This is a genomic window from Cytophagia bacterium CHB2 (assembly GCA_030263535.1).
GTDB lineage: Bacteria > Zhuqueibacterota > Zhuqueibacteria > Zhuqueibacterales > Zhuqueibacteraceae > Coneutiohabitans.
Genome location: SZPB01000002.1, coordinates 1 through 25,414 on the forward strand (window position 1 = coordinate 1; position 25,414 = coordinate 25,414).

A 25,414-nucleotide genomic window follows, 5' to 3' on the forward strand; every position below is an offset into this window, starting at 1 on the left:
CTGGCATACACGCCGTCCCACCACGCGCCATAACTCTCTGTGCGTTCTTTTGCGCCCGGGAAATAAACCATCGCCCCGTTGACGGAGGGGTGAAGATGATCGAGATGAATGCTGATCAAAATGATATTGGCCGGAGAAACCCCTTGCGCCAAAAGCCGTTCGTAGATCGCGTCGATCAAATTAATCCGCAAATTCAAGGCGACGCGGCTGTCTTCAATAAGATAAGGCGGCGTGACCAGAACATATCTGTGGCGTTTATCGTTATAGCCGTTGCTCATCGCCGCGCGGCCCGGCCGGCTGGACACAAGCGAATGTACAACAACGCCACGCTGTTCCAGCTCGCCTTGCAAGCGGCGCATCAAATCATAGGCAAGATCAGCCTCACGCCAGCCGCGCACCATGGTGCCGGGATCATTTCCGCCATGCCCGGCGTCTAAAATCACGTGCAGCTTTCCGGGGCCGCGCCGCACCTGCGCCAGCGGCGCTTCTTCCTCCTCCGCCGTGAGCAGCGCTTCATCAATCAAACGCAGTGGAATTCGAATCGAGGTGCCCGCCGGTATGGCAGTCTCATCGCGAATGTTATTGATGCGCATAAGCTGCCGCGCGATTTGATTGACCTCATCCGCGTCGACGCGGCCGGTGAATCTCACCACCACCGCGCTATAGAGCGCTTCTCCGCGCCGCAATTTATAAACCCCGAACCATTCTCCGCCAATCTTGCGGAACTTCAGGTCGGGATCGTGCGACACCGGCTTCTCCGCCGCACGCGCGATTGCTGCCGGCGCGCTCAGGGTATCTTGCGGCAACTCCACAAATTCCGCCGAGGAAGGATCGCGCAAAGACTTCGACAACAAATTCGCCGGTATGCGAATTCGTTGTCCGCGGCTCAACGGCGAATGCGAGGGCAGATTGTTCGCCCGTTCGATCTCGGGATACTTATTGCCCTCGCCAGTGAAAATCTCGGCAATCGCCCACATCGTCTCGCCTTTGTGCTGCACAATGTGCACCCAGCCCTCATCGTGCTCGATATCTTGTGGAAATACCTGTTGCAGCGCTTTCTTCTTGGCTTCGTAGTTCAACCATGCAAACGGCGCATCGAGGTATTCTCCTGAATCGGTTTTTACGCTGGCGGCGGGCAATGCTTGCCAGGTGCTGGGATCATGCAAAATGCGTTCGCCCAACGCGCGGCGGCTTTCTTGCGGAACAATTGCCACTTGCACCGCGATACGGTTATCCTTGAATTGCGTCACAATTTTATCTTCGACTTTATCTTCTGTCGCAAGCGGCGCCGCAAAAGAAGTATCAATTTTGGAGATTACCTCGGGGACGATGGCCGGAAGAGATGTGGTATCGGGAATAACGGCAACCTGCGCGCTGTCCGCTTGCGGCGATTGCGTTACCGGCGGGCGTTGATAAGGCTGCAAGCACCCGAGTAAAAAACCGGCGTACAATAGAACGAGGCGGGCGCGAAAATGTAAGCACATTACCTGAGACACGATGCTGCGGGGCTCATCCATGATTTTGCCATCCTTGCGGTTTCGTTTTCATCCTTGAAAACGTTAAGGGCTACACTGATTTTCAGACAAGCTGAAAATCGAAGCTCTTCGAGCGGCTTTGAAAACTTCGCCCACAGTAGAAGTAGAACTGCCACAGAAAGAAAAGCCTTTTCAGTGGAATTTCAGTGGGCGAAACACTTTCAGAATTTTATTCTATGTTTGAATAGGTAATCCGCCTAAGCCTTGTGCCGGAGTTGCTGAATAAAATCCGCGAGATAATTTTGCCACTCCGTCTCATTTTTGTAAAACTTGATGATTAAATAAGGGTCGGTGTTGCCGGTTAAAATGCGGGTGAGAAAAACGCCCTCTTCACATAAACACAAAACCGGCTTGGGCTGCCGCAGGGCCATCGCAATCTCATAGCCAACCCCCAGCGAGGGCGTGCTCACCTCCGCGATCAGACCATCACACAACGCAATCAAACTCATGTCACGCTTAAAAATTTCTTGCGCGTTCAAATTCGCTTCGCGATGCAACACTTGTGCATGCGCGACATGCTCGGTCAAAACCTCCAAGCCAGATTCCTTCAGAAAATTCACGATCTTGTAATAAAGCGGCTGGCGGTCACGCCCGCCGCTGATCGCTGCGGAGAAATAGATTTTCATCACGATCACAGAATTGAGAATTTCCGCTTAAATAACTTGTCCAAATCTCAAACCGCGAAGGGACTCGAATAAACGCAAATTTTAAGATTGGCGACTATTCGCGTTTACTCGCGGTTTCAAGAATGAGCAAATTATTTAAATAGCGCTCCCTAGCACTACACCGTTAAGTGCACAATGTTTTCTCCCGAAGGCCAACTTGATGACCCCAACGGGGTCGCATGTAATAGCCCACGGGCAGCGCCCTGGGAACCGATAAAATCTATCGTATCTAGCCCTGAAGGGGCGGCATTCCTGACGTGGTTCTATGGCGCCCCGCTGGGGCTTGGTGATATCTCATGATTACCGATTTCCCAGGGCGTTGCCCTTCGCTTTTACATTTCGCCCCTTTGTTGGGGCTATTCGTCTGTGCCATAGGATTCGACTTAACGTTGTAGTACCAGAAATCACGGCAGCGCCTGCAAGACTTCATGAATTTCCGCGTCCGTCATGTTGCGGCTCATGGTTTTGGCCTTGTTGAAAATCGCGTCGATGCGTTCACGCGCCGGCGCGATGCCCTGGCTTTTGAGCCAGTAAATCACATTGGACTCGCCGCTCATGTGGCCGATTTCGATTTCCTGTTTGCGGCCGAACCAACCCGCCGGCACACCGGAATAAACCAAATCCGCAAGCCAATCCTGGCCTTTGTTGTGTGCTTTGATGATCGCCGCCGCATGCACGCCGGTGCCGGTGCGAAAGGCGTCGCGGCCAAACACAGGGTAATTCGGCGGAATCGGAACTTCACAGGCGCGCGACACGGTATCGCAATACTCTTGCAGCGCCGTCAAATCATTGTCAATCCAGCCCAGCAGCTTGCAATTCACCAGAATGTGATCGAGCGGCGCATTGCCCACCCGCTCGCCCACGCCGAGAATCGTGCCGTGCACGCGATCGGCACCCGCTTCAATTGCAGCCAGCGTGTTGATGATGGCCATGCCGCGATCGCGATGGCCATGCCAATCGACTTTCACCTCGGGATTAATCGCATGCACGGTCTCGCGCACGAATTTTACCAAAGCCCTGACGCCGTTCGGCGTCGCGTGGCCCACGGTATCACACACAACCACGCGCGTTGCGCCGCAACGCACCGCCGTGGCATAAAGCAGCTTCACGTCTTCAGGATGCGAGCGAATGGTATCTTCGGTGACGAACATCGAGGGTAAACCATGCTTGACCACAAACGAAACGGCTTTCTCCACCGTGCGCTGTAGAAAAGCGATATCCCAATTCTCGGCAAATTGCCGGATCGGGCTGGAGCCTAGAAACGTGGCCGCTTCAATCGCCATGCCCACGCGCTGCGCGGTTTCAACGATCGGGATGATGTCGGCTTCCACCGTGCGTGCGGCGCAATTGGGAAAGATATTGAGTTTGTTGTTCACGATCTCTTGCGCCAGCGCCAGCACATCGGCGCGCGCCCGCGGCCCGGCGCCCGGCAAGCCAATGTTTGCCGCTTGAATGCCGAGCCGGTGCATGAGATGAAGCATGCCAAATTTTTCGGCAATAGGCGGATCGGTTACCGAAGGCGATTGCAAACCGTCGCGCAGCGTCTCGTCGTCAAACTCGACCGGCTTGCTCGGCTTGAAATGCCCCTCGTGCTTGTTCCAATCATAAATGAGATCGTGTTCATTTAAGCTGGTCATGATTTGCCTCGGGTTGCGAGCTCCTCTTTTCGAATTTCTCTGTCAATCCCGTTCTTCTGTTGCTGCAAGCCTTCATCGGGCAGACAATACCTCGTCATAATATCGTTCCCAATCCGGCATAATTCTTTCGATATCGAACAACTCGGCGCGGGCGCGCGCGTTTTTTGAAAATGCGATTTGCTTGGCCGAATCTGCCAGCAAATCCGAGGCGGCTTCGGCCATGGCTGCGATCTCGCCGACCGGCAACAAAAAGCCGTTCTTGCCGTGCTCGATTACTTCCGGCAGGCCGCCGGCATCGGTGCCAATGACCGGCACGCCGCAATTCATCGCTTCTAATGCAACCAGGCCGAAACTTTCCTGCTCGGTCGGCAGAAGAAAAAGATCGGCGCAATACAGAATTTCTTCGAGATAATCCACCGATCCCAAAAAACTCACGTCATCGCGCAGGCGCAATTCCTTGACCAATTGTTGCACAAACAGGCGTTCCGGGCCTTCGCCGACCAACAGTAATTTACACGGTATTTTTTCGCGCACGCGCGCGAAAATGCGCACCACATCGCTGACGCGCTTGACCGGGCGGAAATTGGAGGCATGCACCACGAGGCTTTCCCCGTGCGGGGCAAACATTTCGCGCTTGCACGGTCCGGCTTTCGCCGGCCGGCCCTTTTTGATATCGATGAAATTATAAATGCGGCGAATGTCGCGCTTAATATTGAATTCGTCTTTGGTGCGCTTGACCAGATAATCGGATACGGCCGTCACGCCGTCGGATTGTTCAATACTAAATTTGATCACACTATAAAAAGATTTATCTGTGCCCAGCAACGTGATGTCCGTGCCGTGCAACGTCGTGATGACTTTCAGTTTTGCGGAGCCGACGATGTGTTTGGCCAGATACGCTGCCGTCGCATGCGGCACAGCATAATGCGCATGAATGATGTCCAGGTCATACTCTTGTGCCACATCAACGACTTTATTGGTCAGCCCGATGTCATAGGGCGGATATTTGAACAACGGATACGTGGCAACATCGACTTCGTGAAAAAAAATGCGCGGATGAAACTCGCGCAGGCGAAACGGCATGGCGTGACTGATAAAATGCACTTCATGCCCGCGTTGCGCAAGCGCCATGCCCAGCTCAGAGGCCACCACGCCGGAGCCGCCGAGCGTGGGATAACTAATCATGCCTATTTTCATTGCTGTCGTCTCTTAGATGCGAATCTTCAGGCTGACTCTTGTCAACCCTCAACAAACCTTCTATCGTTCAGCTCATGCGATCTCATGTCATTGCGCGCGCAGCGAACGCGCCAGCAGACCAATGCCGCCAACCAGCAGGATCAACATCACCAGCGTGTTGAACAAACTGGTGGGGCGAAAGTAAATATTGAGATGCGTAAGAATGCCGGCGAAAATAATGACCACGCCCGCAATCGTCAACAGCCAGCCGAGCATCGAGCTGCCATTGAAGAACAGCAGGCCAACGCCGAACAAAAACGGTATCAGCGAAAGTCCGAAAGCGCTGACGCCGAAAAAATGCCAAAACCCGCTCGTCACCGTCACTTGGTTCGTCAACAAATAGCCGCCGGCAACCGCCATTACGAAGCCGAGAAAAAATTTGCCGACGCCGCCGGAGGTGCCGCCGGCGCCTTGAGGAAATTGCATGCTAGGACTCTCCGCTAAAAAACCGATCAAACTTATTCAGGGAATTGCATCTTCGCACCAGGCGCCAAACGCGGCCACCGGATCATCGAGCCGCACGCTCTCGCGCACGATGAACGCTTCGCCGTATTTCACGCCAATCATCGCGCCCCAATTGCGGTTTTGCGCGGTGATGAATTCCAAAAACTCCGGGCGTGAAATAATGGTGCGCTCGGCGCCGTATTTGTGCATGTTCTCGCCATGAAATTGCGATTCATGAGCCAACACCGCGCGCATTTTTTCTTCAAAGGTATCCGAAATATCCACAATGAAACTCACGGAAATCTCGTAGCGCTCGGGCGTATACAACACGCGATAAGGCCGCCACGGCCGCTTGAGTTCATCCGGCGCTTCACTCGCTCCAACCAGCGGGCTGAGATCGAGATTCTTCAAGCCGGCAATCATTGCGGCATCGCGCACCAAGTGCGAGGCATGAATGTGATCCGGATGGCGCGCCTGCCAATGCATCGTTGCCACCACGCGCGGCTGCAATTGCCGGATGATGCGCACAAGTTTGAGGCGGTTGATCTGAGTTTCTTCGATACCGGCATCGGGAATATCGAGCATGCCGTGTTGCGACACGCGCATGATCTGCGCGGCGGCATCGTACTCGCGCTGGCGAATCTCGGGCGTGCCGCGCGTGCCGCTTTCGCCGCGCGTGAGCGTGAAGGCGGCCGTGCGATAACCCATTTTTGCGAGCTTGATCAACGTGCCCGCGCAGCCCAATTCAATGTCGTCGGGATGCGCGGCCAGGGCAAGAAAATCGATGGACATGTTCTTTCTATGATTCAACCAAATGGAATTCGCCCAGCAATTGCTTTGCTTCCTGCAAATCCGCCGTGTCAAAGCCTTCCGTGAACCAATGGTAAATTTCCGATAAGAACGCGGTTGCTTCAGCGGCTTTGCCCTGTTTTTGCCACAAGCGGCTCAAGCTCATGGCGGCGCGCAATTCCCAGGATTTGGCGCGCTGCTGTTGCGCCACCGTGAGGGCTCGCCGAAAGCATTCTTCCGCTTGCTGCTGCTGCGCGGGCAACAAACCGTTGAATTTGCCGCTGTCAGATTGCATCAACAAAAGCTCGCCTTTGATGCGCCATTGCTCGGCTTCAATGTGGCGCTCACCGCCGTTCTTCACCATCTCGATGGCCTCGTCAATGATTTGCAGGCCTTCTTCGACACGCCCCATTTTGCCATAAGCCAATGCGCGTTGCGCCAGGCCCGCAGCTTCTCCAATTTGCGCGCCGCCGGCGTGCAAATGCGCCACGGCTTGATCGATCAGGGCCAACGCTTCGTCATGCTGGCCGCGCTCAAAAAGCGCGCTGCCTTTCTGAATTTCTCCGCAAGCGCGCCAAAACGGAAAACCCTGCTCTTCCGCCAATGCGATCAATCGTTCTGCGCGCTCGAGCATCATGTGCTGTTCCCGGCGCAAATAATGCAAATCTCCATTGAAGTTGAGCGCGAGCGCCAGCGTGAATGGATGCGCGAGTTTTTCCGCCAATGCCAGCGCGTCATTGCTGCGTTGCAATGCTTGTTCGGGATAACCGAGCATCCACAAAGCGGCGGCAAGATACGACAGGCAAACCACGCCCGGGTCTTCGCCATATTCAAAAGCGTCCGTGCGATGCTCCGAAGGCTGATAAAGCTCGAGCGCTTTCGTTAAGTGTTCTTGCGCCCGCGCCAGTTCGCCCCAACTGGCCAGCGTCACGCCCAGCGTCAGATGGCCGGTCAACAACAGCTCGGCGTTCTGCTTTTTTTGCGCCAGCCGCATGCACTCCTGCGCCAAGGCCAGGGCTTTTTCAAAATCAGCGCGGACCAACGTGCCTTTCCACAACCCCAGCATGCTCGAAGATTGGCGCGGTGAATACTCGACGCGTTCACAAAGCTCGCGCGCGCGATGGTAGATTCGTTCGATTTCCGGGGCGGTGTAACCCTTGGTCGCTGCAGTCGCAACGCCCAAATACGTCAACAACTCAAGCTCGAGCTGATCGCGTTGCGCGTTTTCCGGCAGCGTGTTCAACAAGTCCAATCCCCGCGTCAAATGGCTGATGGCTTCGATATTCGCCGAGCGCTGGATCGCGTTTTCGCCGGCCCATTGCCAGTAGGCGATCGCGGTTTCGATCAGGCCGGCTTCGGTGTAATGATGGGCGAGCAGCTCGGGCTGGTCGGAGGCCGTGTCATAAAATTTTTCCACCAGCGTTTGCGCAATGCGTTGATGATAATACTGCCGCCGGCTTTTCAGCAAGGTTTGATACGCGGCTTCCTGAATCAGGGCATGCTTGAAAACATACGTGGCGCCGTGTCCGTTGGGATGAGGATTTTCATAAAGCAGTTCGGCCTTGACCAACTGCGCCAGACCCTGTTGCAGCGTGGTTTCCTCCACCAGAGCCACAGCACTCATCAATTCAAAGGAAAATTCGCGCCCGAGAGTGGCGGCCAATTGCGCCACTTCTTTAACCGGCGCCAGGCGGTCAAGCCGTGCCATCAACGAGTCCTGCAGCGTGGCCGGAATGGCAAGCGGCGGCAGCGCGCCGTTCAATTCGAAATGATTATTGTCTTCCCGCAGCATACCGGATTCCAACACCATCTTGGTGAGTTCTTCCACGAACAAGGGGATGCCGTCGGTTTTGGTCACGATTTGCCGCAGCACGGGCGCGGGCAGCATTTTTGCGCCGGTCACCTGCGCCACCATCGTTTCAACTTGATCTTGTGTGAGGCGGTTGAGGTTGATTTGCACGACATCAGGACTTTCGCCCCACGGCGGCATAAACTCCGGACGCGAGGTGAACAACGCCAGCAAACGCGCGGTTTGGGTGGATTGCAGCAGCAGGTTAAGCATATCGAGCGTGGAAGGATCGGCCCAATGCAAATCTTCAACCACAAGAACCACGGGCTGCTGCTGCGCCATCTCCATCAAAATGGCCAGCCATGCTTCCAGGGTTTTCTGTTTCAGGCGATGAGGATTCAGTTTCGGCGGGTTGTAACAATCTCCCAGAGGCACGGAAAGCAGCCCCGCAAACAGTGGTAACGTTTCAGAAGCCGGTTGTTGATAATGGCTGAGCCAATTCTCGAGCTTTTTGGTTTTAACGTCACAGGCGTCCTCCCGGCGAAAATCAAGCACGCGCTGCAACCATTCGATCAAGGGATGCAATGCGCTGTTTTGAAAATAAGGCGAGCCGTGACACTCCAACCAGAGATGCGGCTCATGGGCAAGCTGTTGTTTGAACGCATGCAACAAACGCGATTTTCCAATACCGGCTTCGCCGTTGAGCAGCACGGCCTGCCGTTCGCCGCTTTTGACGCGCTGCCATGCCGCGACCAGTTCCTGCAATTCTTTATGCTTGCCCACCAGCGGCGTCAAGCCGGCATTCATGGTCGCCTCAAGACGATTGTGCGCGCCGCTTTCGTTCAACACGCGAAAGATTTCAAGCGGCGGCACAATGCCTTTCAACACCCGCATGCCTTGCGACTGCTGCTTGAAAAAGCCTTGCACGAGATGATGCGTTGCCGAGCTGATCACCACGGTATTCGGCTCTGCAAAACCCTGCAACCGCGCAGCGATATTCGGCGCCGTGCCCAGCGCAAGCTGCTCGCGTTTTGCGCCGCCGCCCATTTCACCGATCACCACCAAACCGGTATGAATGCCGACGCGCACCGCCAGGCTTTCATGAAAATCCCGCTGCAAACGTTCATTGAGCTTTTGCGTCGCGTCGACGATTTCCAAACCGGCGCGCACAGCGCGGCGCGCATCATCTTCATGCGCGACCGGATAGCCAAAATAAACCATAACGCCGTCGCCGAGGTATTGCGCGATATGGCCGTCAAAACGATTAACGGTGTCCGCACAGGCTTTTTGATACTGCTGCACCACTTCGCGCAACTCTTCAGGATCGAGTTTCGTCGCGAGCGCCGTCGAGCCGACCAAATCACAAAACATCACGGTGAGCTGCCGGCGTTCGGCCTCCGGAACTTTGGCCGCAACACGATTCCTGGTCTCAACATTTTCACCTGGACCGGGGTGGGAAGAAACCGGCTCCGTCAGGCGAGTGCCGCATTGGCCACAAAATTTAAATTGTGCAGGATTGACAAAGCTGCAATTGGGACAAAGCACGGGCAGAGGCGCGCCGCATTCGCCGCAATACTTCAGCTTATCCGAGTTCTCAAAACCACAATTGGAACACTGCATGCTTTGTCAACTCCCATCGTTCAGGCAATATATGGTTGGGTGAAAACTTAGGCTTCGACAGGCACAGGCTTCGACAGGCTCAGGCTTCGACAGGCTCAGGCTTCGACAGGCACAGGCTTCGACAGGCTCAGGCTTCGACAGGCTCAGGCTTCGACAAGCGCAGGCTTCGACAGGGGCAGGCTTCGACAAGGGCAGGCTTCGACAAGCTCAGCCCACGTCACCAGCTCAGCCCGCGTGGCGCCCAAAAGTTTTCACACGGCCGCTGACTATTTTCGAATTTGCGCCTGACTGGCGGCAAGATAGCCTTGTTTGCCGTCAGGTAGCTTAACTTTAAACCAATCCTTCGAAGATTCGAGCAACTCCAGTTCGATGCCGCCCGGCACCTTGACCACGGTGGCGCTGGCAGCATTCGGTTCGGCCTTGATGTCAAGGCGGATCGAACCTGAGCCTTTGGTCACGACTTTCGTCACCGTGGCGGATTTCAACTCCGCCTGCGTAGCGCTGAATTCATGCTCTTGCAAAACGATGCCCAGCGTGTTGAGTTGATCCCAAAAAGTTGTTTGCTTGGCAATGCGCTTCTGCGCGTCGCGATATTTGCCTTCGTCGCTTTTGAGGCTGAAGGCGAAATTGTATTTTTCCTGCGCCTTCTTAAAATTGCCCACTGCCTCGTGCAACACGCCGGCATTGAAATTCGCCGCGTGATTGTAGGGATCCTGCTCGACGATCGCGGCAAACTGCAAATAGGCGGTGCTGAGATCGTAGTCTTTAATCGCCTGCTTGGCAATGTCGGTGTGGCGCTTGTAATCTTTGCCCATGTCGTATTCAAATTTGAGCTTTTGCAAGGCGAATTCCGGCGCGAAATAGTCAACCAACTCATCGGCGACTTTTTCCAGACATTGATCAACCAGCGCCTCCGGCAAGGGCAAATCGCCGTAATCGCCTTCACATTTCTTCTTTTCCTGCTTCTCCTGGCCGTCTTTCGTGCCGATCACTTCGCCGGTTTCCACTTTGATGATGCGAATCGAGGCGCTGACATTGGCCTGGCGCTTTTCGCAATCAACCTGATACTTCTTCTTGTCCTTCTCGCGTTCTTCTTTCAGCCAGCGATCTTGAAAGGAAACATTGACATTGCCCATGACGATGGCATCGACGCCCAATACCCGGCCCACTTGCGCTGCGGAGGCTTCATCGACCACGCCGGTTTGCGAGAGCTGCAACTCATTCATCACTTGTTGAATTTGCGAGCGCTCGACTACACGGAAAATATTGGTAAACGCGCCGGACTGAAAGCTTTTACCCTCTTTCGAGCCAAGCCCCAGGAAGCCCGAGCTGACGTTGCCGACGCCGCGATCGCTTTTGATCAACGCACCGGTCATCAAGTCCGACAATTTGCGGCCCGCATCGTTGAAGCGCGTTTTGTTGCGCTCGGCTGCGGCGCTTTTTTCGACTGCGCCCAGGATTTTGTCAAATGTGTTTTTTTTGCCGCTCGGCGCGTCGTCTTCCGCGTAGCTCGAAGTGACGCTGAAATCGGCGATGGCGATCTGCTTGACGCCGGCGAGGATTTGATCCGGCGGGGTCAGGACGAAACACTGCAAATCCTGGCTCGTGGCCGGCTTGACCGCCAATAAACAGACGAATAAGAACCACAGGAAATACCAACGGTTTGTTTGAGACAACATGGCCTCCTCCTTCTCAGGTTTACTTTAGAAATGATACCTGCACACAGCTCCACTTCTCGCCCCCATCGCGAAACCCGAACATTCATCTCACAACTCAATGACTTGATGATCAAAATTCTGCAACTCCATTTCATCAAGAATCTGCCGCACGACATTTTTGCCGTATTTGCACAAAAAGGGAACAATATTGAACTCGCGTTCCTGCAAGCGCTGCTGTGGAAACAAGGCATGGGACGCTTTCATGATTTGCTGCTGCAATGTTTCGTTTTGGCGTTTGGAGGTTTGCAATAATTTGTTTTCGATGATTTCCAGTTGATGGAAAATTTTGCCGCGTTCTTTATCAATGAAACCGGCAAGCGTCGGGTCAAGCGCAACAGCGCGTTGCTTCAACTCATCGAGTCTGCCGCCGAGCATATCTCGCGCTGCCGCCACCGGCTCAAATAAACCCTCCGGAGCTTCCTGGCGGGCGACGCGCGTCACTAAATCCTCCGGCCGGCTCCAGAATTCACGCAACGATAAATCATACTTTTCCATCACGCGTTTCACTTTCGCTTCGAGCAGCGTCAGCGACTTGCGCGGGAAGATGGCGGGCATCAACACACCGAAGCTTTCGTAAACGCCGCGTAATTGCGCAAAATAAGAAATTTCGCCCGGTCCGGCGATATAGGCGACATTCGGCAACAGAAAATCTTGCAGCACCGGACGCAAAATCACATTGGGAGAAAATTGCTGCGGCGTTTCTTGCACGCGCTGCTGCAACTCTTGCGAGGAAAACTCAAATTGCCCGTCGGTGCTGACGCAGCGGCCTTCTTTTTGTTCGAGAGCATGGCGCGCGCTATCGACATAAAACAAATTGAAACGCCCGGGCCGCAACGGCACCTGCACACTATATCCCGCCTGCTCCAACCGCGCGCTGGTTTGCAACGCCGCTTTTGTCGACGGGCTGGCTTGCATGATTTCCGGCAGAAAGATGCGTCGGGCGAGCTGGCGCAATTCCGCATCCGCGGGATTGAGCATCACCAAGCCGAAATCGCCGAGCAAATAATTCAGCCACAGCGCGAAGGCATCCGGCAACGAACGTCCCGCAGCATAAGCTTGCGCGAGCGCAGCAAGGATCTCGGTTTTGAATTCGGAATCAACAATCGCATCCGCCAACGCTTGATGGCAGGCGGCAATATCCTCCGTAAGATGAACTTGCGCGGCCGGCCGGCGCTGTGCGGCATCACGCAGGCACGAAAAAGGCGTGAGATTGTTGTCGCGCGTCATCAAAAGCAGATGATCGATTTCCGTGAGATCATCGTCATCCGCGGCGAGCCAGAAAACCGGAACCACCTCGCGCTGCAAACGCGCTTGCAGGCTGGCGGCGAGCTTCAAGCACGTCAGCGCTTTATACAAGGTAAACAGCGGACCGCCAAACATGCCGACTTGCTGGCCGGTGACAACCGCAATACTTCCCGGTTGCGCCAGCGCGGCAATGTTGCTTCTCACCTGTTCACCCGCGCCCCAGCTTTGATTTTGACGCAGTAAAATTTCAGCAACCGCAGCCCGGGGATAATCACGGCGCGCCACTTGTTGCGCATGCGCTTGCAACGGCTCCAGAGCGCGAAAATCGACGTTAAAAAATTCGCGCACGCGCTCGAAATCGCTGAGATAGGTTGAATAAAGCTTACTCGTGCCCGGCAATTGGGCCGCGGGAATGTGCATGCCAATAGATCCTTTCGAAATTTGGTTTGATAAATAATGAAAATTTGCTTAGGATACAAATGAATTTTGGCGCGTGAGATTGACCTCAACCATTTTCCCTGCCATCATGACCTTTGAGATAGCTTTTGTTCTTGTCCTTGTTATCCTTGCTGTCATCCTTTTTGCCACCGAGAAACTGCCGGTTGATCTGGTGGCGCTGCTGGTGATGGGTGTGTTGCTGGTGAGCGGCATCATTTCGCCGGAAGAAGGCATCGCCGGCTTCAGCAACACTGCCACCGTCACAGTCGGCGCCATGTTCGTGCTCAGCGCCGGCTTGTTCAAAACCGGCGCGGTAAATCATCTTGGCCGCGTCTTGAGCCGGCTCTTCAAACTCAATCTTTGGCTGGCGTTGTTTGTGACCATGCTCATCGCCGGCGGCTTGTCGGCCTTCATCAACAACACGCCGGTGGTTGCGATTTTCTTGCCGCTGCTGCTGGGCGTCGCGCGCGATCTCGGTGTCAGCCCTTCGAAACTGTTGATGCCGCTGTCGTTCGCCTCGATGTTCGGCGGTGTGTGCACGCTGATCGGCACCTCCACGAATATTCTGGTCAGCGCCATTGCCGAACGCCACGGCCAGCCGACCTTCGGCATGTTTGAGTTCACGCGCATGGGCGCAATTTTCTTCGCCGCCGGCATACTGTACATGATCTTCATCGGCATCCGCTTGATTCCCGACCGCCGCGGCAAGGGTGATCTCATGCAAACCTTTGGCATGGGCGATTATTTGATCGACGTGGTGCTGCTGCCGGAGGCGGAATCGGTCGGCAAATCCGTGGCGGATTCGCCTTTGGTCAAAGATCTCGATCTCGATATTCTGGAAGTGCAGCGCGAGGACCGGCTGATTCCCCTTCCCACCGCGGCAACTGTGCTGCAGGCCAACGACGTGTTGCGCGTGCGCTGCGAAATCGAAAAGATAAAACAACTGCAGGAACGCAAGGGCATTATTCTGAAGCCGGAAATCAAATGGCGCGATGAGGAGCTGGAGTCTGAGGAAGCGATGTTAGTGGAAGCCGTGATCGCGCCCAATTCTGTGTTGGACGGCAAGACGTTAAAGGACATCCGCTTCCGCAATTATTTCGGCGGCACGGTGCTGGCCTTGCGCCATCGCGGCGCCACCGTGCATGAAAAGATGGAAAGCACCACCCTGCGCGCGGGCGACGTATTGTTAGTGAAGATTCGGCGCGATCATCTCATTCACCTCGAGGAGCATGAAGCTTTCCTCGTCGTTTCCGAAGTCGGTCTGCCCACGTTTCGCAAGAGCAAGGCTATCCCTGCAATAGCGATCGTCGCGGGCGTTGTGCTCGCCGCCGCGTTCAACATTATACCGATTGTAAGCAGCGCCATTGCCGGCGCCATCTTGATGATCCTCGTCGGCTGTCTTGATTTGGAGGAAGCTTACAAAGCCATTGAATGGAAAGTGATTTTTCTGCTGGCCGGTGTGCTGTCGTTAGGCGCGGCGTTGGAGAAAACCGGCGCGGCGCTGCTGGTTTCGGATGCCCTCATTGCCGGCATCGGGCCGTGGGGACCACTGGCTTTGCTCGCGGCGCTTTTTTTGTTGACCACGGTTTTGACCAACGTCATGTCCAATAACGCCACTGCAGCGCTGTTAGCGCCCATCGCCCTCGCCGCTTCAGAATCGCTGGGATTGAGTCCGCGACCCTTGCTCATGGCCGTGACCTTTGCCGCATCGTTGAGCTTCATGACGCCGGTTGGCTATCAAACCAACACGCTGATCTATGGCCCGGGCCAGTATAAATTCGCGGATTTTTTGCGCGCCGGTACGTTGCTGAATTTACTGTTCTGGATACTGGCCATTCTGTTGATTCCGAAGTTCTGGCCGTTCTAGTGCGCTGGTACCTTAATTTGTAGAAGAGGTTCCTTCGAAATGTCCACCGGACGAATCTTGGGAAGGACTCGGCAATAGGCCTGCAACTTTACCAGATCCCTTTGGATGACATACAAGTATGAAAATATTTTTCAAAGTCACTTTGGAAAAAATCTTGCCAGGTTTGGGGGATTTATTTAAACGCAAAAACAGAGGCAACCATGCCTTATCGTGAAGGTTTTGCATGCGCTGGCCCATGGGTGGTCGAGCATGTTCGAGAAGTTACACACTATCCGCCGGAAGGTAGCGTCGCAAAAATTGAGAACGAGCACCTTCGGCTCGGCGGCGCGTTCCGGCTAATGGCGGAACTGCGCGGCCTGGACGCGAATGCGCCGCTTTATGCGATTGGCAGCCTCGGCGAAGATGAGAACGGCCATCTCATCCTTGACGATTGCCATAAACTTGACATCGACACGTATCAACTCTGCGTTAAAGATGAAATTGCAACGGCGCATGCCGAGGTTATTCTAGCGCAGCGCAGCAATATGCGCACGAGTTTTTACAGCGGCGGCGCGAATGATCTTTTATCTGTCGAGCATTTCGATTTTCGCCATTGCCTCGCAAGCTGGTTTCATTTACACGATCTCACCCGGCTGCCGGCGTTGTTGCACCCCGCGGATGAACATCGCACACACGCCGGCCGTGTCTTGCAAATGGCGCAAAACGCCGGTTTAATCACTTCGCTTTATGTTGATCAGCTTCCAGATGCGCCGGTCAAGCTCAACCTTCTCTCAACTCTTGCCTTTGCCGATCATCTGATTATCTCTGAAAATACGCTGTCACAACTGATGGAATTTCCGGAAACAGATTTATCCCGCGAGTCAATCATGACAGCAGTCCAACAGATGATGGCCAAAAGCGCGCTTGCGAGCGTCGCGATTGTTGATGCAACCGCCGGGGGTTTTGTTACGCGTACGGGAGAATTCCAGTGGCAGGAATTCGCAGCAGACCGATCAAGTCATTTTCCCCAGGAGAGGTTTTGCGCAAGAGTAATCTACGATGCGTATTGCAAAAACGTGAGGGCCACGACGACATAACCATCTTCAAAATGTGCCTCTCTCGTGTTTGTGCGCGACCGCAGCATAAAGCGATCACTGCAAATAAAAAAGGCCGCCGGCGAATGCCTGCGGCCTTGCTAATTTTACAGAAGTTTTTTTGCTGCAGATTGCAGCACAGACAAAATCACATGCGGCTCACGATGACACGCCTTGCGCGACGCCTTCAGTGGGCGTCAAAGCAATCACGCTCAGAATGCGGCTTTGCTCGTCAACCGAGAGTCCCTTTTCCAAAGCATCCCACACGCGATCCTGGCGGTCGGCGTCTTCCATGCCTTCAAAATCCTGTGCCACAATGAAGCCCGAGACATGCTGGCCTTCGTGATCTACGTCCAGTTTCAGTGTTTTGGCGTCCGGGAACTCATCGTACAAAACGGTGCGCACTTGCCGCACCAAACGTTCCCAATCGACGTTGTCATTATTCGTATGACGGGCGCTTTTTTCTTTTTGTAATGTATCGAAAATGTCCTGCCACGACGAGCCGTCGCTCATCTGCGTTATGATGTGCAAGGCCTTTTGTTTGGGCGTATCCAATGAAACCTCCTCGATAATGCGATTTTTGATGTTTATGACTTTTTGTAGAGATAGGCAACAAATTCTTCGTAGCCGTTGTACTTCAACGTCGGGCGTTCTTCCATGCTCGGAATGATCCGCTCAATGGCTTGTGACCAGCGCGGATGCGGCACATCGGGATCAACATTCGAAAGAAAATCGTACTCGCCCGGCGCGATCTTGTTCCAAAACGTCGGCGGCTGCTTGTCGGTAAATTCGATTTCGACGATTGATTTGATGCTTTTGTACCCGTACTTCCACGGCGTCACAAGCCGCACCGGCGCGCCGTTTTGTTTCGGCATGGGTTTGCCATACATCCCGATGGCCATAAACGCCAGCTCGTTCATGGCCTCCTCAAGGCGCAAACCTTCAAAATAAGGCCAGGGATACCAGCTTTGTTCGGCCATGCCCGGCGCTTCATGAGGCCGGTTGAATGAAACCATGCGCACAAACTTCGCCTTGGCCGTGGGTGCAACAAGATCGATCAACGCCTTCAGCGGAAATCCCGTCCACGGCACCGCCATCGCCCAGGCTTCGACACAACGAAAACGGTACAAGCGTTCTTCCACCGGCATGAGTTTAATCAACTCATCGAGGTCGAACGTTTTGGGCTTGGCAACCAGGCCTTTGACAGCGATGGCCCACGGTTGTGTTTTGAACTCGCCCACCAAATCGGCAACGCCGCGTTTGTCCGTGGTGAATTCGTAAAAATTATTGTAATGCGTCGCAGCAAATTCGTCGGTGAGCGGGCGATCCAACACATACGTGGCGTTGCGCTTGGCGGAATAAATGCTGGATTGCGGCATCGCTGCCGCGGCGTTCCTCCACGCTTCCAGAGAAGCAAGGCCGCCCATCAAACCCAAGCCGCTCCAACCAAGCTGCTGGAGAAAGCGGCGCCGGTTCAAAAAAATTTCTTCCGGCGTTGCCAGGCGCTCAGGAATTTCCCACCGCTTTTTCTTGCGAATGAACATAATCACTCCGAATTCCAGCGCACTCTCATGACGCCCGCCCGTGTGTTGGGCTTTCATTCAAAACACAGGTGGAATTTAATCCTCTGCCGGACAAATGCAAGCGAAAATCCAGAGACAAGGCCAGCCCGTAAATTTACTCTAATTTTTTGTGTCAACACGTTGGAGGGCATGTTGCGCGCTCAAACACAAAAATCACGTGCCGCAGCCAAAATCTGCTCACGAGATTTTCGTTCAACTGAAAGCAAACCTGCAAATGGACTTTTGCCCGCACGATTCTGCTGGTTCTCAAACACGGATCATTCTACCTTTTCATCTCTCACTCAAGCACGATCATCACCAAAGAAATCACATATCTTCAAAAGTTGCGCCCTGATGTTCTAGTCGCAACTGGTTCTCGATGCACAACAATTGCATGTCCAGCTCATCTTTCTTAAAACAAATACTCAAAAAATTATAGTATTGACATTTGATCAATTTACATGTATAATTTTTCAGTTTTTAAATGGCTGGCGCGCGCAACACACTTCATCCTGCCGTTGCAATTAGACCGTGTGAAAATTTAATGGTTTCATCGCGACCGGAGTATATTGAAGGTTAAGCTCTGACTTTTGTTGGTGCAGTGGCCCAAAAGCTTGACGCACGGTCTGCCCAAGTTTTCACACCGCCGCATTCTTCTGAAAGGACAAGCGCAGCGCCCCTCAGCAGCAGCCTGCAAAAGCTGCAATCGGCTTGCGACGAACAGTGATGGTGCACTCTGGGGCTTCGGGCGTGTTTGATCAATTAATCGACCTTCGATTTGCGACCGCCGGCAAGCGTCATCTGCTCTGCACGAGCGGAGAAATTTCTGACAACGAGCTGCCACATGTCTTACATTCTTCCCGGAAACGACTCCGAACAACGCTCATTTCAAAACAACAACCACAAAAATCTGACGCACAACGATCTCGTCAAGCAACTGGCACACGCACCAGATGATGAAAGGCTGTGGAGTGAATTCATTCAGCGTTATGACAAACATATTCAACGCACGATTTTCGTAATGTGCAAACGCATGCGTTATCGCGGCGTGGCGCAAGCAGAAGACCTGGCGCAGGAAGTCTATCTGAAGTTAAAAGAAAAAAATGGGCACCGGCTGAAGGAATTCGAAGGACAGCACGCCAACTCGATTTTCACTTATCTTGAAACCATCGCGGCGAATGTCGTACGCAATGCCTGGCGCAATGACCACGCCCAAAAGCGCCCGCCGGCGGAAAAAGGCCTGGCGCTCGATCAGCAAGTCTTTCCCGCTAGCGAAGGCCGCGGCATCAATCTCGCCGAAATCCTGCCGGCGGAAAATTGGGATAATGAGGTGAAGCGCCTGGAATTGGAAGACGCGGTGGGTTACTGTTTGGGGAAAATTTTGGGCGATAAGCGTCACGCCCAACGCGACAGACTTCTCTTCAAACTGTATTTCTATCAAGATTTCTCCGCGGAGCAAATTGCACAGATTCGGCAAATCGGGCTTTCAGATAAGCGAATCTATGGCTTGCTCAAGACGCTGTCCGAAAAAGTGCGCGAATGCTTGCGCCGGCAAAATTAATGTGACCAAAATTTTTTGGAGACTTTTCAGGTGATTTCGTGTCCATAAGAACAGGATGATGGGCAAAACATTCTGGGTGTCCAGAACACGGATCAAATCACGAGTCACCTGTTTTATGAGGAAGGAAGTTTTATCATGTCAACTGTTACGCCAGAAACCAAGCGCGAGAGCCGCGACTTCTCAGAAAGCCATCTTCGGGAGGCCCAAATTCTGAGATTTCTGGAAGGCACTCTCAGTGAAAACGAAGCGGAAAACGTGCAGGCTCATCTTGATTCCTGCCGCGAATGCTTTGATTTATTCTCCACCGCCGTGAAATACTCGCTCAATCCGCCCACCGCTGAAGAGGCGTCGGAGTTTGAAAAGTTATATAGACCAGCTCCGGAACGGCGATTGGAAAAACTGTTTGCCGTCCCCCCGGCCGGCCGAGTGCAGCCAAATTCACTCGCCGGGTTGCCAAAGCCTTTCCTGCCAAAAGCGCCAAAAATTCCATCATATTGGCGGCCAATTCTGGCGGCGGCGGCCGCGGTGTTGCTGGTGATATTCGCAGGCATGCCCCAATATGATAAATGGCGGAGCAATAATCTGGCGGAGCAAGCGTTTGTCGAACTTTCTTCCGATATTCATTTCGACAGTGCGGAGCAGCCGCGCCCGGCAGGCAGTTTCAAATACGATGAATTCAAAATCGTTCGTAATCAAGAGCGCGTTTCTCAAAGTCAACCGGCGCTCCAAAAGTTGCAGTCTGCTCTCGCAATTAAAAATGACAATCCCCGGGCGCATCAATATTTGGGGACTTATTATTTGCTCGTCGAGCAAGATTTGCAAAAAGCCGAGGAGCACTATAATAGGGCCAACACTCTGGCGCCTGGCGATGCCAGCATCCTGAATGATCTTGGTGTTTTGGCATGGCATAAATTGCAATACGACGACGCGCTGGATAAATTCTCCGCGGCGTTGCAGCAGAGCCCGCGATTCGCAGAAGCGCAATACAATCTTGCGACACTTTATCAAAAACAGGGGAAGCTGACGCAAGCAGAGAATGTCTGGCAAAAATATTTGGAGATTGATTCGACGTCAACTTGGGCAAGCGTCGCGCGAGATCAGTTGACTGCCCTTCGAGGGCAATGATGTCAACATTGGCTTGAAAGAGTGCAATCAAATAATTGCTCACCCCTAGAGGCGATTGACCGGGAGGATGATTCATGAGAGCAACGGTTTCATCGAAAGTCAGCATTCTCCGTCCCAAACTGTTGGGCCTGGCATTGGGATGCTTTTGGGCATTCTCTGTATTTGTCAAAACACTGATTGCCATTCTCAGCAAAGAACCGAGCAAGTTGGTCGATTTCTTTGATGCTGTATATCCTGGCTACCAACTTACGGCATTGGGCGTCATTTGGGGCGTATTGTGGGGATTTATTCATGGCTTCCTGCTCGGGTATCTGATTGGTTGGATATACACCCGGCTGACCAGAAAAAAAGTCAGCGCCGTTGAAGAGGGCGTTTTTAGTCTGCAACCAAATCATGTGATTCAGCCCGGGAGCGGATCCAATCCCTACACAATTGTTTTTGTTGCCAATCCTCGCATCTTGAAAGAAGACAAGACACTTGAGCGTGATCCCATCATCGACAATCAGGAATTGTTTTTTAGAGTGGTCACACGCTGCCTCAGAAGTTTCGTCAACAACGAACTACTACGATTGCCGGAAATTATTTCACGATTGAGGTTGCTGGCGGTATTTCGAGATGAAGAAACGGCGCTTTGTGAGGAGGTTGCTGCCGGAATCGAAATTCTTGCGCCTTTGACCGAGGTTGCTGTGCTTAAGGAATTTGTGATGAGCACCGCGGAGCTGACGGACAAGCTTCCAGAGGTGGATATTATCTTCGTCATTTCTGCCTCCGATTATCTGACCCGTTCTTCGGCGCGCTTCACCAAGGATCGCTTCAATCGGGCTGACCGGAACTTTGAACTGACCTTCTCACCGGATCTCGCAACTTTCACAACCATGAAACATGCTGCGCTGGCCGAACTTCCCGGTGTTGCGGCAATTTCCGCGTGGGATGAACGGCTAAAGACGCCGGTGCATGAATTCGCGCATGCCATGTCTTCATTGGAAAATGGCGCCATCGTCGATGAGTATGTCGACAAGTATCATCCAAAGTCCGAAGTTCTGTTGCGAGACAAGATGATCAATCGCAGGGATCGTGAGGTTGCCAACGCGGCCATCGCTGATGTTTTCGCCAAATACCGATACAATAATGAATTGGTGGAGTATTATTCCGATCGCTATCGCAGCGACAAGGATTCAAGCTGGACTTCCTATGTGCCGGAACGCATCGACATCGGTTGCTCGTGTGTCATGGACATCGCCTACTACGAGTTTCGCTGGGACAAATTAATCTTCGATTTTATGTATGATCGCTTATTGGCGAAATTGAACAGATCGTAGCGCTGGCACTCTGGTTCAAATTTCTGTGGAGAACTTTATGACGCCCCTACACCCGAAATTGCGAAGAGCCCTTTTGCGGGATCCCCTGCATCGTGATAGAGGATTAACCCCCAAGAAGTTGATTGAATATGAAGGCTTGTTGACGCAATTGTATTATCTCGTGTATTATTCTCGAGGCTTTGAAACCACCGATAAAGACCTCCTGGTTCGGCAGATTTTTGCGTTTCGCGATTCCAAGTCTCCGACATCTTTTATGCCCAACTATGACAGAATCTATCGCGCTTGGATAGAGGGACAGAAGAAGGCGCTTACGAGACATTATCATGGCCCCTCCTTTAATGGTGTTTGGGAGCTAATTCAGAACTGGATTGCGAAGGTATTTCGGACACCTTTGAGAAAAGACCGGAAAGATGCGAAGCTTCGCTAAATTCGTTTACCCCGGCATAGCCATTTGGGGGCTCATCGCTGTCCTGGCATGGTTCTTTTCCTTCATCGCATCTGACCCTGTGCCAATGGATCAGCTTGAGAAAGAGTTGGGCCAGCGTACGCTCACTGCTCAGGAAGAAGAACTGCTGAACGAATTTTCTTTGCATTGCGAAAAAAGCAAGCATCAACAGGCCGTCGCCGTGATTTTGAATCAGCCGTTTCGCTTTCGCAACCTTTTTCAAAAAGTGTTGCAGCACGCGCTTTTTTCCAAGCTCACGCAAGATCTCGTGAACGCGAACGAAAGTTTCGAGATTGCTGCCGCAATTGCCCGGGTTTATCAGGATAGTCTCGCCGATAATTTCTTGATGAACGAACTCCATTTCAGCAAACTGCTCACAACCGCGCAACTGCAGCGCAAACTCGAAGCCGACTATTTTTTTAACAAAGGAATCGCCAGTCTTTCACAGAACGATTCCGCGATGTACTTCTTTAAAAAGTCGCTGCACTTGAGTCGCAAGATCGGCGATGAGAAGCGAAAAGCAGACAATCTTTTGATGTGGCAGTATGTTTTGTATCAAAAAGGGGCTTATGAAGACGCACTAAAAATTGGGGAAGAGTTGTTGGAAATCGTTCGCCGAACGGGGTATCTCCATCGCGAAGCCGGCGCACTGTATAATATCGGGCAAATCTACATTGAGTCGGGCGAGGTGCGCAAAGCGCTGGAATGTTTTAACCGTGCGTGGGAAATTCATCGCACGATCGGCAATCAAGCTGGCGAATTGCAGCTTCTGGGACGATTGGGGGTGGCCAATAATCAGATGGGAGATTTTCCCCGGGCGCTGGATTTTCTTGATCAAGCGATCACACTGTGCCAAGCATCCGGGAATAAATGGGAGGAGCTAAAAAATTTGAATGATAGAGGCCTTGTATTCAAAAATATTGGAGACTATGAAAAGGCCAAACGCGAGTATACTAACGCCTTCGAGAGAGCCGAAGAAGAGAAAGATTATCCCAATCAGGCAGTGATACTGAATAATCTTGGAATTCTCTACCGTCTTCTGGGTGATAGCGAGCAATCCTTCAGTTACCTTTCACATGCTCTGGCCATTAATGACAGCCTTGGGAATCCCTACGACATTGCGCTTACCCTAAAAAACCTTGGCGACGTTTACAAGGATCAGGATAGCCTGAAGCTTGCATTAGCGTACCTCGAACAAGCGCGCAGCATAATCAAGAAAAATGCGGCAACCGAGACGTTTAAGCCTCGAATCTTGGAATCTGATATATTAATCAACATGGGAGACATTGAAGCAGGGCAAAACAACCACAGCACGGCATTAGGGTATTATGAAACCGCGCTAACCACGTTCAAAACGATAGGTTTTAAAACGGGGATCGCCTCCGCCCTCATCCGGATTGGCAACACGCTAGCAGGGATGGGGCAGCACGAAAATGCCCTGGAAAACCTCAACGAAGCGCTGGCAATTGCCAATGCGATTGAAACGCCATTACACCAAGTACATGCGCTGTATGGCATCGGGCTCGTTTACCAGCGCACCACGGATTTCGACCTGGCTGAAAAATATTTTGAGCAGGCCATTGCACAAGTGGAAGCGGCGAGAGTCCACATTCAACGTGAAGATCGCATCAGTTACTTTTCCACCATACAAAATCTTTTTGATCAAATGATTATTCTGCAATGGATGCGAGGAAATGGCCATGCCGCGTTTGCGTACTCGGAAAGAGCGAGGGCAAGGGGGTTTCTTGACATTCTTCGCGAACGCTCAAACGATGCTTATAAGGTCTCATCCAATAGCGATCATCCTGCCAGCTTGGAAGGCATTCAAAACAGTCTGAATCAGGGTGTTGTTTTGCTAGAATACCGCGTCACACAAGATCGTCTCATTATATTCGCCGTTGACCATAAGAATCTTCTGATTAAGGATGTTGCTATCTCCCGCGCTGATTTGAGCCGACTGGTCGATGCTTTTCGAGGCACGGTTGAAAAAACCGACCCCGATTCCTATGCGCGCTATCTGGAATTAGCGCAGCGACTATATGAGATCGTGATTGCGCCAATCAAACAGGGCATTTCTCCTGAGAAGAATGTTTATGTTATCCCGGATGGCGTACTGTATCAGGTGCCTTTTGCCGCGCTGGTATTCACACAGGACGGCCAGCAAAAATTTTTGATGCAGGACTATAATCTTGCTTACGCTCCCAGCGCCACAATACTGAAGCTCTGTCTTGACAATCGCCGGCCCGCCATTCCTGCGAATCAGATGAAGTTGTTTGCGCTTGGAAATCCCACCGGCGATTTGAGACATTCTGCGACGGAGGTGAGAGATATCGCAAGGATGTTTTTCAATCCCGATACGCTGATCGGGAAAAATATTCCGGAGGGCAAAATCTCAGGGATGCTGCAAGAGAACATTAATATACTGCATTTTGCCACGCATGCTTCGATTAATGGCAAAAGCCCTTTGGCCTCCTATCTTGTCGTTGGCGCCGAAAACGGCAAAGCCCCTCACCATCAGTCAAGAACAAATCATGACGATGATGGCCGATTGAGCGCATACGAAGTGTACGATCTCAATCTCGCCGAGACGCAACTGGTTACGCTCTCGGCATGCAGCACGGCGAATGGACGTTTTTTTCAAGGGGAGGGCGTTGTCGGCCTGACGCACGCTTTTATGAAGGCAGGAACCAATGCGATTATTGCAACGCAATGGAATATTCCCGATAAATATACTATGGAACTCATGAAATCATTTTATCACAACTGGATCACAAAGAAAATGACGAAAACGGAGGCGCTGCGAGAAGCGCAACAAAAAATAATTATTGAGATGTCACGGAAGAGCGCAACACAAAATCTTCCATATCCCAAAGCGTGGGCCGCCATCACATTGACCGGTGATTACCGTTGAAACGTTCACGTTATCTCAACATGAGGAGTAGCAAATGAATGGTTCAAACCAAGAGAATCTTTTGCTTTTGACGGATGCCACCTCCAAAGGCGGGCCGCCGGCAACTGACACATTTTATTCTGAAAGGGCATTGCTGCGCGCCGGACTCTTCGACAGCGTCAAACTTGGCGTGGCCATCGGGCTGGCGTGGGCGCTGATGTTTCTGCTCGTGTCACTTATCGTGCTCTTCTCCGGACAGAGCGCGGTCTTGGAGCTGTTCGAGCTGATCTACCCCGGGATGGATTTGCAGAATTCCTTTACAGTCGTTTCCCTGGGGATAGTCTTCAGTTTTGTTTACGGTTTTGTTTTCGGACTCATTACCGGCGTGATTTACAATAGCTTTGTTCGCAGGAGCGTGCTTGAAAGTGAAAGTTTTGAAACATTCGTATAGTTTCA

Annotated in this window: 19 protein-coding genes; 8 read left to right on the forward strand and 11 right to left on the reverse strand. The window is 52.6% G+C overall.

Going from position 1 to position 25,414, the window contains the following annotated elements:
- The 9 genes from FBQ85_00375 to bshC form a co-directional block, all read right to left on the reverse strand.
- Positions 1-1,517: LysM peptidoglycan-binding domain-containing protein (locus FBQ85_00375; protein ID MDL1873618.1), on the reverse strand; the 1,517-nt coding region annotated here is incomplete at its 3' end.
- Between the two features lie 215 nt (positions 1,518-1,732).
- Positions 1,733-2,161 (reverse strand): deoxyribonucleoside 5'-monophosphate N-glycosidase, encoded by a 429-nt coding sequence (locus tag FBQ85_00380; protein ID MDL1873619.1) that lies wholly within the window; start codon positions 2,159-2,161, stop codon positions 1,733-1,735.
- A gap of 443 nt (positions 2,162-2,604) precedes the next feature.
- Positions 2,605-3,837, reverse strand: coding sequence for a 2-isopropylmalate synthase (locus FBQ85_00385; GenBank protein ID MDL1873620.1), 1,233 nt, complete (start codon positions 3,835-3,837; stop codon positions 2,605-2,607).
- Between the two features lie 72 nt (positions 3,838-3,909).
- Complete coding sequence (bshA, locus tag FBQ85_00390; GenBank protein ID MDL1873621.1) at positions 3,910-5,034, reverse strand: N-acetyl-alpha-D-glucosaminyl L-malate synthase BshA; 1,125 nt, start codon at positions 5,032-5,034, stop codon at positions 3,910-3,912.
- A gap of 87 nt (positions 5,035-5,121) precedes the next feature.
- Complete coding sequence (locus tag FBQ85_00395; GenBank protein ID MDL1873622.1) at positions 5,122-5,499, reverse strand: hypothetical protein; 378 nt, start codon at positions 5,497-5,499, stop codon at positions 5,122-5,124.
- 36 nt (positions 5,500-5,535) lie between these two features.
- Entirely contained in the window at positions 5,536-6,309 is a 774-nt protein-coding gene (gene bshB1, locus FBQ85_00400) for a bacillithiol biosynthesis deacetylase BshB1 (GenBank protein ID MDL1873623.1), read from the reverse strand.
- A 7-nt stretch (positions 6,310-6,316) separates the two neighbouring features.
- Entirely contained in the window at positions 6,317-9,715 is a 3,399-nt protein-coding gene (locus tag FBQ85_00405; protein MDL1873624.1) for a hypothetical protein, read from the reverse strand.
- Positions 9,716-9,981: 266 nt separating this feature from the next.
- The gene (locus FBQ85_00410) at positions 9,982-11,394 is read right to left on the reverse strand and encodes a hypothetical protein (protein MDL1873625.1); all 1,413 of its coding nucleotides are present in this window, start codon (positions 11,392-11,394) and stop codon (positions 9,982-9,984) included.
- An 87-nt stretch (positions 11,395-11,481) separates the two neighbouring features.
- Entirely contained in the window at positions 11,482-13,098 is a 1,617-nt protein-coding gene (gene bshC, locus FBQ85_00415) for a bacillithiol biosynthesis cysteine-adding enzyme BshC (GenBank protein MDL1873626.1), read from the reverse strand.
- A gap of 106 nt (positions 13,099-13,204) precedes the next feature.
- On the opposite strand from bshC, the gene FBQ85_00420 reads away from it, so the two are divergent.
- Together FBQ85_00420 and FBQ85_00425 are read left to right on the forward strand one after the other, a co-directional pair.
- A complete protein-coding gene (locus FBQ85_00420; protein MDL1873627.1) occupies positions 13,205-14,983 on the forward strand; it encodes an SLC13 family permease in 1,779 nt (592 codons plus the stop codon).
- A 200-nt stretch (positions 14,984-15,183) separates the two neighbouring features.
- Entirely contained in the window at positions 15,184-16,059 is an 876-nt protein-coding gene (locus tag FBQ85_00425; protein ID MDL1873628.1) for a carbohydrate kinase family protein, read from the forward strand.
- A gap of 156 nt (positions 16,060-16,215) precedes the next feature.
- Here FBQ85_00425 and FBQ85_00430 read toward each other — a convergent pair whose 3' ends face one another.
- Together FBQ85_00430 and msrP are read right to left on the reverse strand one after the other, a co-directional pair.
- Complete coding sequence (locus FBQ85_00430) at positions 16,216-16,611, reverse strand: hypothetical protein (protein MDL1873629.1); 396 nt, start codon at positions 16,609-16,611, stop codon at positions 16,216-16,218.
- A 32-nt stretch (positions 16,612-16,643) separates the two neighbouring features.
- A complete protein-coding gene (gene msrP / locus FBQ85_00435; protein MDL1873630.1) occupies positions 16,644-17,600 on the reverse strand; it encodes a protein-methionine-sulfoxide reductase catalytic subunit MsrP in 957 nt (318 codons plus the stop codon).
- 862 nt (positions 17,601-18,462) lie between these two features.
- Between msrP and FBQ85_00440 the strand changes: the two genes are divergently transcribed.
- The 6 genes from FBQ85_00440 to FBQ85_00465 all read left to right on the forward strand — a co-directional run bounded on the left by FBQ85_00440 (position 18,463) and on the right by FBQ85_00465 (position 25,409).
- Positions 18,463-19,179: a sigma-70 family RNA polymerase sigma factor gene (locus FBQ85_00440; GenBank protein MDL1873631.1), complete on the forward strand. Its 717-nt coding sequence runs from the start codon at positions 18,463-18,465 to the stop codon at positions 19,177-19,179.
- 135 nt (positions 19,180-19,314) lie between these two features.
- Positions 19,315-20,304: a tetratricopeptide repeat protein gene (locus tag FBQ85_00445; protein ID MDL1873632.1), complete on the forward strand. Its 990-nt coding sequence runs from the start codon at positions 19,315-19,317 to the stop codon at positions 20,302-20,304.
- Positions 20,305-20,378: 74 nt separating this feature from the next.
- Entirely contained in the window at positions 20,379-21,623 is a 1,245-nt protein-coding gene (locus FBQ85_00450; GenBank protein ID MDL1873633.1) for a hypothetical protein, read from the forward strand.
- Positions 21,624-21,660: 37 nt separating this feature from the next.
- Positions 21,661-22,050, forward strand: coding sequence for a hypothetical protein (locus tag FBQ85_00455; protein ID MDL1873634.1), 390 nt, complete (start codon positions 21,661-21,663; stop codon positions 22,048-22,050).
- Positions 22,034-24,979, forward strand: coding sequence for a CHAT domain-containing protein (locus tag FBQ85_00460; GenBank protein ID MDL1873635.1), 2,946 nt, complete (start codon positions 22,034-22,036; stop codon positions 24,977-24,979). The genes FBQ85_00455 and FBQ85_00460 overlap by 17 nt, the downstream gene beginning before the upstream one ends.
- Positions 24,980-25,013: 34 nt before the next feature.
- Positions 25,014-25,409: a hypothetical protein gene (locus tag FBQ85_00465; GenBank protein MDL1873636.1), complete on the forward strand. Its 396-nt coding sequence runs from the start codon at positions 25,014-25,016 to the stop codon at positions 25,407-25,409.
- Positions 25,410-25,414: the final 5 nt, after the last annotated feature.

What these genes read in the sequence shown, in the direction of transcription:
- FBQ85_00445 (MDL1873632.1), top strand. Translation starts at nt 19,315, where the DNA reads ATGTCAACTGTTACGCCAGAAACCAAGCGCGAGAGCCGCGACTTCTCA.
- bshC (MDL1873626.1), bottom strand. Translation starts at nt 13,098, where the DNA reads ATGCACATTCCCGCGGCCCAATTGCCGGGCACGAGTAAGCTTTATTCA.
- FBQ85_00465 (MDL1873636.1), top strand. Translation starts at nt 25,014, where the DNA reads ATGAATGGTTCAAACCAAGAGAATCTTTTGCTTTTGACGGATGCCACC.
- FBQ85_00380 (MDL1873619.1), bottom strand. Translation starts at nt 2,161, where the DNA reads ATGAAAATCTATTTCTCCGCAGCGATCAGCGGCGGGCGTGACCGCCAG.
- msrP (MDL1873630.1), bottom strand. Translation starts at nt 17,600, where the DNA reads ATGTTCATTCGCAAGAAAAAGCGGTGGGAAATTCCTGAGCGCCTGGCA.
- FBQ85_00410 (MDL1873625.1), bottom strand. Translation starts at nt 11,394, where the DNA reads ATGTTGTCTCAAACAAACCGTTGGTATTTCCTGTGGTTCTTATTCGTC.
- FBQ85_00460 (MDL1873635.1), top strand. Translation starts at nt 22,034, where the DNA reads ATGCGAAGCTTCGCTAAATTCGTTTACCCCGGCATAGCCATTTGGGGG.
- FBQ85_00405 (MDL1873624.1), bottom strand. Translation starts at nt 9,715, where the DNA reads ATGCAGTGTTCCAATTGTGGTTTTGAGAACTCGGATAAGCTGAAGTAT.
- FBQ85_00385 (MDL1873620.1), bottom strand. Translation starts at nt 3,837, where the DNA reads ATGACCAGCTTAAATGAACACGATCTCATTTATGATTGGAACAAGCAC.
- bshA (MDL1873621.1), bottom strand. Translation starts at nt 5,034, where the DNA reads ATGAAAATAGGCATGATTAGTTATCCCACGCTCGGCGGCTCCGGCGTG.
- FBQ85_00455 (MDL1873634.1), top strand. Translation starts at nt 21,661, where the DNA reads ATGACGCCCCTACACCCGAAATTGCGAAGAGCCCTTTTGCGGGATCCC.
- bshB1 (MDL1873623.1), bottom strand. Translation starts at nt 6,309, where the DNA reads ATGTCCATCGATTTTCTTGCCCTGGCCGCGCATCCCGACGACATTGAA.
- FBQ85_00395 (MDL1873622.1), bottom strand. Translation starts at nt 5,499, where the DNA reads ATGCAATTTCCTCAAGGCGCCGGCGGCACCTCCGGCGGCGTCGGCAAA.
- FBQ85_00420 (MDL1873627.1), top strand. Translation starts at nt 13,205, where the DNA reads ATGACCTTTGAGATAGCTTTTGTTCTTGTCCTTGTTATCCTTGCTGTC.
- FBQ85_00440 (MDL1873631.1), top strand. Translation starts at nt 18,463, where the DNA reads ATGTCTTACATTCTTCCCGGAAACGACTCCGAACAACGCTCATTTCAA.
- FBQ85_00425 (MDL1873628.1), top strand. Translation starts at nt 15,184, where the DNA reads ATGCCTTATCGTGAAGGTTTTGCATGCGCTGGCCCATGGGTGGTCGAG.
- FBQ85_00450 (MDL1873633.1), top strand. Translation starts at nt 20,379, where the DNA reads ATGAGAGCAACGGTTTCATCGAAAGTCAGCATTCTCCGTCCCAAACTG.